10 protein-coding genes are annotated in these 12,997 nt (G+C 70.9%); 5 read left to right on the forward strand and 5 right to left on the reverse strand.

Translation table 11 applies throughout. The annotated features are described in order from the left end of the window. Positions 1-38: 38 nt before the first annotated feature. The 3 genes from secA to AC2D8W_RS19790 form a co-directional block, all read right to left on the reverse strand. Complete coding sequence (secA, locus tag AC2D8W_RS19780) at positions 39-2,795, reverse strand: preprotein translocase subunit SecA (RefSeq protein ID WP_484672970.1); 2,757 nt, start codon at positions 2,793-2,795, stop codon at positions 39-41. A gap of 169 nt (positions 2,796-2,964) precedes the next feature. Continuing rightward, positions 2,965-4,095 (reverse strand): MDR/zinc-dependent alcohol dehydrogenase-like family protein, encoded by a 1,131-nt coding sequence (locus AC2D8W_RS19785; protein ID WP_484672971.1) that lies wholly within the window; start codon positions 4,093-4,095, stop codon positions 2,965-2,967. Next, positions 4,092-4,688: a hypothetical protein gene (locus tag AC2D8W_RS19790; protein WP_484672972.1), complete on the reverse strand. Its 597-nt coding sequence runs from the start codon at positions 4,686-4,688 to the stop codon at positions 4,092-4,094. Before AC2D8W_RS19790 ends, AC2D8W_RS19785 begins: the two co-directional genes overlap by 4 nt. Positions 4,689-4,892: 204 nt before the next feature. On the opposite strand from AC2D8W_RS19790, the gene AC2D8W_RS19795 reads away from it, so the two are divergent. The 3 genes from AC2D8W_RS19795 (at position 4,893) to AC2D8W_RS19805 (ending at position 7,104) form a co-directional block, all read left to right on the forward strand. After that, positions 4,893-5,663 carry a class I SAM-dependent methyltransferase gene (locus AC2D8W_RS19795; protein ID WP_484672973.1) on the forward strand — a complete coding sequence of 257 codons (771 nt, stop codon included), beginning with the start codon at positions 4,893-4,895 and terminating at the stop codon, positions 5,661-5,663. 112 nt (positions 5,664-5,775) lie between these two features. Beyond that, positions 5,776-6,495 carry a PEPxxWA-CTERM sorting domain-containing protein gene (locus AC2D8W_RS19800; RefSeq protein WP_484672974.1) on the forward strand — a complete coding sequence of 240 codons (720 nt, stop codon included), beginning with the start codon at positions 5,776-5,778 and terminating at the stop codon, positions 6,493-6,495. Positions 6,496-6,603: 108 nt separating this feature from the next. Beyond that, positions 6,604-7,104 (forward strand): hypothetical protein, encoded by a 501-nt coding sequence (locus AC2D8W_RS19805; protein ID WP_484672975.1) that lies wholly within the window; start codon positions 6,604-6,606, stop codon positions 7,102-7,104. 87 nt (positions 7,105-7,191) lie between these two features. On the opposite strand, the gene AC2D8W_RS19810 is transcribed toward AC2D8W_RS19805, so the two are convergent. Beyond that, positions 7,192-8,361: an acetyl-CoA C-acyltransferase gene (locus tag AC2D8W_RS19810; protein WP_293485696.1), complete on the reverse strand. Its 1,170-nt coding sequence runs from the start codon at positions 8,359-8,361 to the stop codon at positions 7,192-7,194. Between the two features lie 210 nt (positions 8,362-8,571). Between AC2D8W_RS19810 and AC2D8W_RS19815 the strand changes: the two genes are divergently transcribed. Both AC2D8W_RS19815 and argJ read left to right on the forward strand, forming a co-directional pair. After that, entirely contained in the window at positions 8,572-9,513 is a 942-nt protein-coding gene (locus AC2D8W_RS19815) for a peptidyl-prolyl cis-trans isomerase (protein ID WP_484672976.1), read from the forward strand. Further along, a complete protein-coding gene (gene argJ / locus AC2D8W_RS19820; RefSeq protein ID WP_484672977.1) occupies positions 9,510-10,955 on the forward strand; it encodes a bifunctional glutamate N-acetyltransferase/amino-acid acetyltransferase ArgJ in 1,446 nt (481 codons plus the stop codon). The genes AC2D8W_RS19815 and argJ overlap by 4 nt, the downstream gene beginning before the upstream one ends. A gap of 33 nt (positions 10,956-10,988) precedes the next feature. Here the strand turns inward: argJ and AC2D8W_RS19825 are convergent, their stop codons facing one another. Further along, on the reverse strand, positions 10,989-12,890 hold the full coding sequence (locus AC2D8W_RS19825) for a glycosyltransferase family 2 protein (RefSeq protein WP_484672978.1): 1,902 nt from the start codon (positions 12,888-12,890) through the stop codon (positions 10,989-10,991). Positions 12,891-12,997: the final 107 nt, after the last annotated feature.

Genomic DNA, 12,997 nt, shown 5'->3' on the forward strand with positions numbered 1-12,997 from the left:
TCCGGTCGCTGCGCTCCCGGGGGGAGAGGAGGCGGTCCCTAGACCAGCGAGCCGTGGCAGTGCTTGAACTTCTTGCCCGAGCCGCAGGGGCAGGGCTGGTTGCGGCCGGTGTCCTCCCAGCCGTCGGGCAGGGCCGAGACGGGGAGGGCCTGGCGCTGCTCGGCCGAGATGCCGTCCGGCACGTAGCCGAGCTCGGCCTCGTTCTCGCCCGTCAGCGGGTCGAGGTGGACCTCGAATGTCCGCTGGCTCGGAGGGGGCGGCGGCGCCTCGAACTGGAACTCCACCGTCATCAGCCAGCGGGTCACGTTCTGGCGCAGGTCGACCAGGAGCTTCTCGAAGAGCGTGAAGGCCTCGGTCTTGAACTCGTTGAGCGGATCGCGCTGGCCGTAGCCGCGCAGGCCGATCACCGTGCGCAGGTGGTCCACGTGCATGAGGTGCTCGCGCCACTGCTGGTCGACGATCTGCAGCAGGAAGCTCTTCTCGACGTTGCGCATGTGGTCGCCCACCAGCGCGTTGCGCTCGGCCGCGCGCTCGTCGGCCGCCTTGCGGATGCGCTCCTCGATCTCCTCGTTGGCGATGCCTTCCTCGGCCGCCCAGTCGGCCACGGGCAGGGTCAGGCCCAGGTACTGCTGCAGGTGCGCGTCGAGGCCCGCGATGTCCCACTGCTCGGCGTAGGCCTTGGGCGGCAGGTGGCGGTTGACGAGGTCGGCGATCGTGTCGTTGCGGAACTCGGCGATGATCTCCTGGAGGTCTTCCGCCTCCATGAACTCCTGGCGCTGCTCGAAGACGGCCTTGCGCTGGTCGTTGATGACGTCGTCGTACTTCAGCAGGTTCTTGCGGATCTCGTAGTTGCGCTGCTCGACGCGCTTCTGCGCCGTGGCGATGGCGCTGTTCAGCCATTTGTGGGTGATCGCCTCGCCGTCCTGGACGCCGAAGGTCCGCATGATCGCGTCCAGCCGCTCGCCGGCGAAGATGCGCAGGAGGTCGTCCTCGCACGAGAGGAAGAACTTCGAGCGGCCCGGGTCGCCCTGGCGGCCCGTCCGGCCGCGGAGCTGGTTATCGATGCGCCGGCTCTCGTGGCGCTCGGTGCCCAGCACGTAGAGGCCGCCGGCGGCCAGCGCCTGCTGCTTCAGGTCGGCGATCTCGGCCTCGACCTTGGCCTTGTGGGCCAGCGCCATCTCGGGCGTGACCTCGACGCCGGCCGCGAGCTGGTCCTCGCGCCACTTCAGCACCTTCATGTCGACGTTGCCGCCGAGCTGGATGTCGGTGCCGCGGCCGGCCATGTTGGTGGCGATGGTGACGGCGCCCGGCACGCCGGCGTCGGCCACGATCATGGCCTCCTGCTCATGGTAGCGGGCGTTGAGGACGCTGTGCGGGATGCCGCGGATCGTCTTGCCGTTCAGCTCGAAGGTGTGCGCCTTCAGCAGCTCGCTGAGCTGCTCGGACTTCTCGATCGAGACCGTGCCCACCAGGATCGGCTGGCCGCGGCGATGGCATTCCTCGATCTGGGCGATGATCGCCTGGTTCTTCTCGCGCGACGTCCGGTAGACCTCGTCGTCCTCGTCGATCCGCGCCACGGGACGGTTCGTCGGGATCTCGGCCACGTCCATCTTGTAGATGTCGATGAACTCCTGCGCCTCGGTGGCGGCCGTGCCGGTCATGCCCGACAGCTTGGCGTAGAGGCGGAAATAGTTCTGGATGGTGACCGAGGCGAGCGTCTGGTTCTCGGGCTGGACGACGGCGCCTTCCTTGGCCTCGATGGCCTGGTGCAGGCCTTCCGACAGGCGGCGGCCCTGCATCATGCGGCCGGTGAACTCGTCGATCAGGATCACCTCGCCCGCGCGGACGATGTAGTCCTTGTCGCGCACGTAGATGACGTTGGCGCGCAGCGCCTGGTTCACGTGGTGGACGACCGAGACGTTGGCCGCGTCGTAGAGCCCGGCGGAATCCTCCTCCAGGTGCCCGGCGGCCTGCAGCATCTCCTCGATCTTCTCCGAGCCGTGCTCGGTCAGCATCACCTGGCGCTGCTTCTCGTCGTACTCGTAGGTCTCCTTGTCCTGGATCAGCTCCTTCACCAGGAGGTCGATGGTCCGGTAGAAGTCGGACTTGTCGTCGGTCGGCCCCGAGATGATGAGCGGCGTGCGGGCCTCGTCGATCAGGATCGAGTCCACCTCGTCGACGATCGCGAAGTTGTGGCCGCGCTGGACCATCTCGCGCGGGTCGTAGACCAGGTTGTCGCGCAGGTAGTCGAAGCCGAACTCGTTATTCGTCCCGTAGGTGATGTCGCTGGCGTAGGCTTCCTGGCGCTGGCCCTGGCTGAGGCCGTGGACGATGACCCCCACCGTCAGGCCGAGGAAGCGATAGACCTGGCCCATCCACTCGGAGTCGCGCTGGGCGAGGTAGTCGTTGACCGTGATGACGTGCACGCCCTTGCCCGCGAGGGCGTTGAGGTACACCGGCGCCGTGGCGACCAGCGTCTTGCCCTCGCCCGTCCGCATCTCGGCGATGCCGCCCTGGTGCAGGATCATGCCGCCGACGAGCTGGACGTCGTAGTGCCGCTGGCCCAGCACGCGCCAGGCGGCCTCGCGCACGACCGCGAAGGCCTCCTCGAGCAGCTGGTCCAGCGTCTCGCCCTTGGCGAGGCGTTCGCGGAACTCGGCGGTCTTGGCGCGGAGCTGCTCGTCCGACAGCGCCTTCATCTGCGGTTCCAGGGCGGTGACCTTCAGGGCGCGCGCGGAGAAGGCCTTGACCTTGCGGTCGTTGGAGGAGCCGAAGAACCGTTGGAAGATGCTCAAGGGAAGGTATCCGTGAGGCGGCGTTGGGCCCTTCGCCAGCCTGCAAAAAGGCGCTCTTTTGGGGCGTGGGTGACTTAAGGACTACCCCCGCGCAAGTCAACGTGAAGCCCCTGCGGCGGGAGCACCGCGGGCGCCTGGAATGGGCGGAGCGCGAGGCCGCCCGCGGCGGTCAGGCGCGGTTCGGACGCAGGAGGATCTTGCCGCCCGTCTGCTTGCGGCTGAAGGCGCGGATGACGTCCGGCTCGAGCGCCTCGCGCAGCGAGACCTCGGCCGCGTAGGCGCTCCGGAAGGTGGTGGCGAGCTCGGCGGCCACGCGATCGCGCAGCGCCTGGACGCGCGCCGGGCCGGCCTTGGCCAGGAAGCCTGTCAGGATGAAGCCGCCCACGCCCCAGGCCATGCCGTAGCTGCGGGCCAGGCCCGTCGGGCCGGGATCGAGGCCGCCGTAGATGTAGACCTGCTTGTGCCGGCTGGAGCCGTAGCGGCTGTAGGCGCCGCCCTTCGCGGCCTGGGCCTGTTCCATCGCGGACAGGATCTGGCTGGTCAGCGGGCCGCCGCCGACGGCGTCGAACCCCAGGGTGGCGTCGGTGGCGGCCACCGCCGCCGCGAGGTCGGCCTGGAAGGTCGGCGCGCTCGTGTCGACGACATGCCGCGCGCCCAGGGCCCGCAGCTCTTCGGCCTGCTGCGGGCTGCGCACGACGTTGACGAGCTCCACGCCGTCCGCGGCGCAGAGGCGGATCAGCATCCGGCCGAGGTTGGACGCCGCCGCGGTGTGGACGAGGGCGGCGTGGCCCTCCATCCGCAGCGTCTCGACCATCCCGAGCGCGGTCATGGGGTTGGCGAAGGCCGCCGCCCCGTCCGCGGGGTCGGTCCCCTCGGGAAGCGGCAGGACCATGGCCGCGGGCAGCGTCCGATACTGGACGTACATGCCGCCGCCGAACACCGAGACCACCCGCCCGACGAGGGCCTGCGCGGCCGGGTCGGAGCCGGCCGCGACGACGACGCCGGCGCCCTCCACGCCGGTCGGCAGGGACTGGCCGATCCGGCCGGCCACGCCGGGCCGCAAGGCGGGCGGGATCGTCGCGGTCGTGACGCCGTCGCGCGTCGCGAGCGTGGAGAGGTCGGCCGGGCCGAGCAGCAGCCCCAGATCGCCGGGATTGACCGGCGCCGCCTCGATGCGCACGACCACCTCCGCTGCGCCCGGGGGGCGGACGGGCGCATCGGCCAGCGACAACTCCAGCACGCCGTCGGCGCGGACCCGCGAGCGCAGCTCGAGGCCGGCGGCAGGGTAGGGGGAACTCAAGGGTCGGCCGGATGCGGGGGCCGCGTGTAGGGGTCGTTCGGGCCGCCGATCTTCTCGAGCACGAGGTGGCCGTAGTCCGGCCGCGTCCAGTGCAGGCGGCCCTTGTCGTCCAGCCAGCGCCGCACCTCGCGGTTCGTGCCCTTCGGCCGCAGGATGAAGACGCCGTTCTCGTAGCTGGCGATGGCGACGATGGGGGTCTTGAAGTCCCGCACCGAGACGTCCTGGACCGCGTTCGCCTCGGTGCCGTCGGCGCGGGCGTCGGCGATCGTGCCGCCGCCCATGTCGACGATGCGGTTCCCGCACTGCTCGATGCGTTCGGCGTAGGTGGAGAAGCGCGACGAGGCCTCGGGCGGCTTGCCGTTCTCCTCGATCACCTTCCAGATCCCCCGCAGGTCGGGCGCCCCCGCCACGAGGGGCTCGGTGCAGGTCTTCAGCACCGGCGGCGGGAAGGTGCGGCCGTAGCCGCGGGGGCCCGGCGGCGTGTGGGCGACCGGAATGTCGCCGGCCATCACCGGCTTGCGCGCCTCGGGCGCCGCGGGCCCGGCGATCCCCAGGGCCAGCAGCCCCACTGCAAGCACCCACGCTGAACGCATCGGCCGCCCCTCCCAGCTGTCGGTGAGAACGGAAGCATAATTCCGGTTCCTGTACAACGCCGTTCTGGACCTCGCCGGCGCGACGGGACTAAGCTGCGCCCGTCATGAAGGCCTAGCTCCACATAGGCGCCGCGAGACATCGCCGGCCTTGAGCCCCGCGCCCGCCAGAGGCGCGGCCCCTTCTGCTGTTTTCCGAGGCGACTCATGCCCACCGACCCGGTGACCAACCGCTATGGCGCCATAGCGGCCGAGATCTACGACATCGACAAACCGTACTTCGCCCTGCCCGACACGGCCTTCCACCTGGAGCGCTTCCAGAACTTCGGCCGGCCCATCCTGGAGCCCGCGTGCGGCTCCGGCCGGACGCTCGTGCCGTTCCTGCAGGCCGGCCTGGACATCGCCGGCTTCGATCCGTCGGAGGAGATGCTCGCCCGGTGCCGCGCCCGATGCGCCGCCGCGGGCGTGTCCGCGGACCTGACCCGCCAGCGGTACGAGGACTTCGCCTACGCCCGGCGCTTCGGCGCCATCCTGATTCCGGTAGGGTCGTTCACCCTCGTGGACGACGTCGCCGCCGCCCGGGCGGTGCTGCGGCGGTTCTTCGACCACCTGGAGCCGGGCGGGATCCTGGTCGTCGACCAGCAGGGACTGAACGTCCTGGCGGGGCAGGGGCAGGATCGGCGGCGTTGGACCGCCCCGTCCGGCGACGTGCTGACCTGCGAGGGAATCCGGACCCACACCGACTGGCTGGAGCAGCGGGCCGAGACGACCTACCGCTACGAGCGCTGGCGCGACGGCCGCCTCGTGGAGTCGCAACTCGACGTCATGGCGCAGCGCTACTGGGGACTGGAGGAGTTCCGCCTCGCGCTGGAGGCCGCGGGCTTCACGGACGTGAGCGTGGTGGGCGACTACGACCGCCGCCGGACGCCCCGCACCGGTGACCGGGTCCTCACGTTCGAGGCGGTCCGGCCGGCCTGAGGCGGCGGCCGCGCAACGCCTGGGTTCGCTCACTCGCCCTTAAGGGGAATACCATAGTCAAGGCGCAACCGTCATGACATCCGATGTCGCGATAATTACCTGTGGGGGTTAAATGACGTTCCGTAAGCTTCTTGTCGCTGCGACCGCCGCCGCTGCGCTGTCCGCATTCGCCGGGGTGGCGGACGCCGCGATCGTGGTGAGCGGCCCCAGCGCCACCGCCTTCCTGACCGACGCGGCCGGCGGCGCCCGGTTCAAGGCCTTCAACAGGCCGTCGGAGTTCGAGTACTACCTGGGCGAACATGATCTGGGTGTCGCGGGCAACCGCGTTCAGGGCCAGGTCTCGTACACCCAGAACGGCGACAACGCGTTCAAGCTCGAATACGACGCCGACACCGACGTGCTGTCCGGGTTCCTGAAGGGCACGAACCTCAGCTACAGCAACTTCCTGGCCGGGCTCGCACCGTCCGTCGCGGCGCTCAACTTCAATACGCTGCAGATCTTCATCAAGGACAGCTCGCCCAATGGCGTGATCTCGCTGAACAGCCTCAAGCTGAACGGCGTCAATCTGTCCCCGGCCACCGTCACCGGCGCCGACGGCGACCAGTACTTCGCCATCACCGGCCAAAGCTTCAAGTCCGACTTCGTACTGACCGGCAACCTCAACCTGTCGGGCTCCTTCTCGACGTCGGGCGAGGGCAATCGGGTCGAACTGCTGGTCGGCAACAACGCGAACCTCGCCGTTCCCGAGCCCACGACGTGGGCGCTGATGATCGGCGGCTTCGGCATGGCCGGCGCCGCGCTTCGGATGCGCCGCCGCGCCGCGCTGGCCTGACGACCGGCGTACTCGCATCGGCGCTCGGAAGACGCCGGCGCGAAAACTCGAACCAGGCGGGCCGGGGCGTTATCGTCCCGGCCCGTTTCGTTCTGCAGGACCTCCGTGATGCGCACGCCCTCCTTCCGCGTCCGGCTGCGCGCCTTCCAGCGCATGCACGAGGGCGCGCCGGAGCCCGGCTTCATTGCCGACCTGGAGTTTCTGGAGAACCGCGACCTCGACCTGTCGATCCGCCTGGGCGCCTTGCTGGCGTTCAATGCGCTCCTGATCACCATCGGGACGCACCCGGTCTCGGCGTCGCCGGGCGCGCCGCTCAGCGTCGACGCCGCCACGCGCCCCTGGATGATGCTGGCGAGCCTGGCGGGCGTGGCGCCGTTCGTCCTGTCGAGCGGCCTTCTGCTCTACGCCTTGCTCATCGGCGAGGAGTTCGACGCAGCGGGCGAGGACGAAGGTCCCGAGGTCCTGCGTCGAAGGCTGCTGGCCGCGTTCATCCGCTCCATCGACGCCCAGAGCCGCCTGCTGCGGAACGCCGTGCTTGCGACGACCGGCGGCGGCGTGCTCACCGCCGCGGCGTGGACCTGGATCCTCTGCGCCAAGCTGGCCGGCTGAGAGACTCGAGGACACACGAAAAGGGGCGGAGCTGACGCCCCGCCCCTGGTTCCGATCGATCGATCCGCGAACCGGACGTTTTCGAGGTCAGAAGACCTCGAACAGGCCCGCCCCACCCATGCCGCCGCCGATGCACATGGAGACCACCACGTGCTTGGCGCCGCGGCGCTTGCCTTCCTGCAGCACGTGGCCCGCGAGGCGCGCGCCGGTCATGCCGAAGGGGTGGCCGATGGCGATGGAGCCGCCGTTGACGTTGTACTTGGCCGGGTCGATGCCCAGCTTGTCGCGGCTGTAGAGGCACTGGCTGGCGAAGGCCTCGTTCAGCTCCCACAGGTCGATGTCGTCGACCTTCAGGCCGTGACGCTCGAGCAGGCGGGGGATCGCGAAGACCGGGCCGATGCCCATTTCGTCAGGCTCGCAGCCGGCGACCGCCCAGCCCTTGAAGACGCCCAGCGGCTGGAGGCCGCGGCGCTCGGCTTCCTTGCCCTCCATCAGCACGACGGCGGCGGCGCCGTCCGACAGCTGGCTGGCGTTGCCGGCGGTGATGAAGTTGCCCGGGCCCTTCACCGGCTCGAGCTTGGCGAGGCCTTCCGCGGTGGTGTCGGGACGGTTGCACTCGTCCTTGTTCACCACGTAGTCGACGATGGACTCTTCCTTCGTGGCCTTGTCGACGACCTTCATCTTGGTCTTCATCGGGACGATCTCGTCCGCGAACTTGTTGGCCTGCTGAGCGGCGGCCATGCGGCGCTGGCTCTCCAGGGAGTACTCGTCCTGGTACTCGCGGCTGACGCCGTAGCGCTTGGCCACGATGTCGGCGGTGTCGATCATCGCCATGAAGATGTCAGGCGCGATCTTCAGCAGTTCCGGGTCGTTGTTGTCACGGCCCACGCCCATGTTGGGCATCGAGATCGACTCCACGCCGCCGGCCACCACGGCCTGGGCGCCGTCGTTGCGGACGTAGTTGGCCGCCATGGCGATCGTCTGCAGGCCCGACGAGCAGAAGCGGTTCACCGTCACGCCCGAGGTCGTGATCGGCAGGCCGCCGAGCAGGCCGGCCTGGCGGGCGATGTTGCCGCCGCCGTGCGCGACGTTGCCCATGAACACGTCCTCGATGTCGGCCGGGTCGACGCCCGACTTGGCGACCGCGTGCTTCACCGCATGGGCGGCCATGCTGACGGTAGGGGTCATGTTGAACCCGCCGCGCCCCGACTTTGCGAGGCCCGTTCGGGCATAGGAAACGACGACGGCTTCACGCATCTGGTTCTTCTCCCAACGACTGAATTTGAAGCTCCGGTCGGGCGCCGGGGCCTGTCGGCCCCAACCTTTGCACTCCGAGGCGGAAATGGCTAGCAGGGCCACCGACAAAGGCGCATGCGCCGCCCGCGCCGCGCAGCCGCGAAAACGGCTTTCCCTTTGGCGGGCCGCGATCTAGGGACGCAGGCGCTCAAGCTGGGAACGGAAGATCGCATGGCGGCCAGGAGCCCCGTCCGCACGACCGGTATAGCTGCGCTGCTGGCGCTTTCCCTGGCCGCGTGCGGCCGGGACGGCGGCGAGACCACGCCGCCCGAGCGCGGCGACCGCGCCGTCGCCCGCGTGGACGGCAAGACCGTCTGGGTGTCGGACGTCAAGCGCGAGGCGGTCGCCCAGGGGCTGATCGGCGAGGGCGAGCCGCTGGACCCCTCGTCGGACCTCTTCCGCCAGATGACCGACGAGGTGATCGACCAGAAGCTGCTGGCCGCCGAGGCGGTCCGGCGCAAGCTCGACAAGGACCCGGTGGCCCAGCGGCGGCTGGCCGCGGCGCGCGACCGGGTGCTGGGCGACATGCTGGTGGAGCGGACGGTCTCGGACGCGGTGACCGAGAGCAACATCCGCGGGCTCTACGAGGAACAGCAGAAGCTCGCGCGCCGGTCCGAGGAGGTCCGGGCCCGCCAGATCGTGCTCGCCACGCCGGCCGAGGCCGAGCAGGTGAAGAAGCTGCTGGGCGCCGGGGCGTCCTTCGAGGCGCTGGCCATGGAACGGTCGCGGGACGCGGCCACGCGGTTCAACGGCGGCGACCTCGGCTACTTCACGACCGACGTGATGCCCGAGGCCTATGAGGCGGCGCTGAAGGGCGCGAGGAAGGGGCAGCTCGTCGGTCCGATCCCCGTGGAGGGCGGCTTCGCGCTCGTGCGGGTGGAGGACGTCCGCGAGGAGCAGCCCATCGCCCTCGACGCCGCGCGGCCGCAGATCGTGCGGTTCCTGACCTACGACCGGATCCGGGACCTGCTGGAGAAGCTGCGCGCCAAGGCCAAGGTCGAGCCGCTGATCAAGCCGGAAGCCGGCGTGAAGACGCCCGTCCCGCCGGCCGACGCCCCGAAGGCGCCCGCCGCGCCCACCGTCGCCCCGTCATCGAAGGGAGCCGCCTCATGAGCCGCAAGCCGAAGTCCACGGCGGCCGCCAAGCGCGCCGCGCCCAAGGCCGCCAAGCCGGTCGAGGTGGTCGGCCAGACCCTCGAGCGCGCGCTGGACCCCCTGGCCAGCGCCCTGAAGCGCGCGGCCCTGCGCCGCGCCGACAAGCAGGCCCACGCCTTCGACACGCCGAAGGCCGACGACGGCAAGGCCAAGGTGGACAAGGGCGCGATGCCGGTCTCGCCGCTGGCGGTCCCGTTCCCGCGCATCGAACCCGTGCAGGGCGTCCAGCTGGCGACCGGCCGGGCCGGGTTCTACAAGCACGAGCGCGAGGACCTGCTGGTGATGAGCTTCCCCGAGGGGGCGAGCTGCGCCGGCGTGTTCACCCGCCACGGCGTGGGCTCGGCGCCCGTGGACTGGTGCAAGCGCCACCTCGAGGCCACCAAGGGCGAGGGCGTGAAGGCGCTGGTCGTCAACGCCGGCTGCGCCAACTCCTTCACCGGCCGGCCGGGCGCCGACGCGGTGCGCCGCGTGGCCTCGGCGGTGGCCAAGCGATTCGACTGCCGCCAGCGGGACGTCATGGCCGCCTCGACGGGCGTGATCGGCGTGCTGCTGGACGACGCCAAGATCGTGGCGCGGCTGCCGGAGCTGGAGGGGCGGCTGACCCCCGACGGCTGGGGCCGGGCCGCGCGGGCGATCATGACCACCGACACCTTCCCGAAGGGCGCCTACGCCGAGGCGCTCGTCGACGGGGTGAAGGTCCGCATCGCCGGCATCTGCAAGGGCTCGGGCATGATCGCGCCCGACATGGCGACCATGCTGGCCTTCGTGGTGACCGACGCGGCGATCTCGCCGCGGGCGCTGCAGGCGCTGGTCAGCCTCTATACGCGCAACACGTTCAACGCGGTCACCGTCGACGGCGACCGCTCGACCAACGACACGCTGCTGCTGTTCGCGACCGGCGCATCCGGCGCGCCGCGCATCAGCCGCGCCGGCGAGCATCGCCTGGCCGACTTCCGCGACAAGCTGGAGGGCGTGCTGCTCGACCTGGCGCACCAGCTGGTGCGGGACGGCGAGGGCGCGACCAAGTTCATCAAGATCACCGTCACCGGCGCCGAGACCGCCGCCTCGGCGCGGCGCATCGCCCGCTCCATCGCCGACAGCCCGCTGGTGAAGACCGCCTTCGCGGGCGAGGACGCCAACTGGGGCCGCATCGTGATGGCGGTGGGCAAGGCCGACGAGCCGGTCGACCGCGACAAGATGAGCGTGAAGTTCGGCCCCCACTGGGCCGCCCAGGACGGCCTCGTGGCCAAGAGCTACGACGAGGCGAAGATGAGCGCCTACATGAAGAAGCAGGAGCTCGAGGTCAGCGTCGACGTCGGCGTCGGCAAGGCCAGCTCCACCGTGTGGACCTGCGATCTCACCAAGCGGTACGTCGAGATCAACGGGGACTACCGCAGCTGATCTACCTCCCCTGCGCAGCGGGGATGAGCGGAATCAGGGGGTGGGCTTCTTCCAAGGCTGAACCCGTCCCGGCGGGTCGGCCAGGCGGTAGTTGGTGAAGCAGGGGTCGAAGAGCGGGCCGTAGAAGGGGTCGGCGTCCAGCACCGGTCCCCAGCGTTCGCGCATGACGGCCACCTCGCGGGCGAAGCGGGCGGCGGCCTCGGGGGCCAGGTCCGATCCGCGGCTGGCGCTCTCGTGGTGGTCCAGCTCGGCATGGGGCGTCCAGACGACGTCATAGCCGGCGGCGCGCACCTTGAGGCACAGGTCGACGTCGTTGAAGGCCACCGCCAGGCCCTCGGCGTCCATGCCGCCGACCTCGTGCCAGACGGCCTTGCGGATCGCCAGGCAGGCGGCGGTCACGGCCGAGACGTTGCGGGCCAGGACCAGGTGGCCCTGGTAGCCGGGGTGGTCGGCGTGCGCGCCGGCGTAGAGGTGGCCGGCCACCCGGTCGGGACCGCCGCCCACGCCCAGCACCACGCCCGCGTGCTGCAGCGTGCCGTCCGGATAGTAGAGCTTCGCGCCGACCGCACCGACGTTCGGGCGCACGGCCTGGGCCACGAGTTCGCCCAGCCAGCCGGGCTCGCGCACGGCGATGTCGTTGTTCAGCAGCAGCAGAACCTCGCCCCGGGCCTCGGCGGCGGCGCGGTTGTTGAGGGCCGCGAAGTTGAAGGGGCCGGGCGCCGCCAGGATGCGCACGCGGGGATCGGCCGACAGGCGCTGGAACAGGGTGAGGGTCTCGGGGGCCTCGCTGCCGTTGTCGACGACGATCAGCTCCAGCGGGCCGTAGTCCGTACCGTGCAGCACGCCGTCGGCGCAGCGGGCCAGCAGTTCGGCCCGGTCGCGCGTGGGCACGATGACGCTGACCCGCGGCGGCGGCCGAGGGGCGGCGCGGCGCACCCGCAGCCAGCCCTGGGCGCCCGGCAGGCGCTCCACGGCGGCCAGCTGGCCGGTGCGCGCCAGGTGCTCGGCCACGGCGCGCCGCGACGCCTCGGCGCACTGCTCGGCGCGGGCGCGGGAATACGAGCCCTGACGGCCCTGCCAGCGCCAGTGGTAGAGCACCCACGGGACGTGGCGGATGCGGTCGGTGCGCTCGGCGGCCCGCAGCAGGAGGTCGTGGTCCTGCGCCCCGTCGAACGCCTCGCGCACGCCGCCCAGCGCCTCGACCAGCGACCGGCGCATGACGGTGAGGTGGTTCACCGCGTTCACGGCCAGCATCAGCTCGCCGTTCCAGTCGGTCTTGTGGTGCGGCTGCGAGCGGCGGCCGCGCTCGTCGATCTTGTCCTCGTCAGAGAAGACCACGTCGGCGTCGGGATGGGCCGCGAGCTCGACGGCGACCTCGTAGAGCGCGCGCTCGGCCAGGAGGTCGTCGTGGTCCAGGAAGGCCACGAAGTCGCCGGTCGCCAGCGCCAGGGCGGCGTTCGTCGCCGCCGCGATGCCGCCGTTGGCCGCGCGGCGGACGATGCGGATGCGCGGCTCGGCGGCGGCGTAGGCCGTGAGCGCCGCCCAGACCGCGTCGCCCGGGGAGGCGTCGTCGGCGATGCAGAGCTCCCAGTCCGGGTAGAGCTGGCCGCGGACCGAGGCCACCGCCTCGTCCAGCAGGCGCAGGTCCGAGCGCCAGCAGGTCGTGACGACCGAGATGCGGGGCCGGGCCGGGAGGCGCTCGACGTGTGCGCGGATGGCGTCGCGGTCGACGTCGGTGAGGGTGTCGTGCCTGGCCACCCAGGCGCGGTACTCGGCGTCGGTCTGCGACTGGGCCCCGACAACGCTGCGCACGAAGCTCTCGCCCCAGCGCGTCTTCGTCATCGCCACCGCGATCGCGTGCACCACCACATGCGCCGGCGGCCAGCGTCGGACGACGCGGAGCGCGGCGGCGGCGGTGCTGCGAAGGCTGGGCATCCCGCCGAGGGTTACTTGGGTTCCCGGGCAGGGGCTAGGGCGTGGGCGCACGAGGCAGGCTGTGGGGTGTCGAAGGCCGCCTCCCGCCATACCAAGAGCGTCATCCC

The organism is Phenylobacterium sp. T106 (assembly GCF_057219735.1).

Coding starts and splice junctions, on each gene's coding strand:
- AC2D8W_RS19805 (WP_484672975.1), top strand. CDS start 6,604: ATGCGCACGCCCTCCTTCCGCGTCCGGCTGCGCGCCTTCCAGCGCATG.
- argJ (WP_484672977.1), top strand. CDS start 9,510: ATGAGCCGCAAGCCGAAGTCCACGGCGGCCGCCAAGCGCGCCGCGCCC.
- AC2D8W_RS19825 (WP_484672978.1), bottom strand. CDS start 12,890: ATGCCCAGCCTTCGCAGCACCGCCGCCGCCGCGCTCCGCGTCGTCCGA.
- AC2D8W_RS19810 (WP_293485696.1), bottom strand. CDS start 8,361: ATGCGTGAAGCCGTCGTCGTTTCCTATGCCCGAACGGGCCTCGCAAAG.
- AC2D8W_RS19790 (WP_484672972.1), bottom strand. CDS start 4,688: ATGCGTTCAGCGTGGGTGCTTGCAGTGGGGCTGCTGGCCCTGGGGATC.
- AC2D8W_RS19795 (WP_484672973.1), top strand. CDS start 4,893: ATGCCCACCGACCCGGTGACCAACCGCTATGGCGCCATAGCGGCCGAG.
- AC2D8W_RS19815 (WP_484672976.1), top strand. CDS start 8,572: ATGGCGGCCAGGAGCCCCGTCCGCACGACCGGTATAGCTGCGCTGCTG.
- AC2D8W_RS19800 (WP_484672974.1), top strand. CDS start 5,776: ATGACGTTCCGTAAGCTTCTTGTCGCTGCGACCGCCGCCGCTGCGCTG.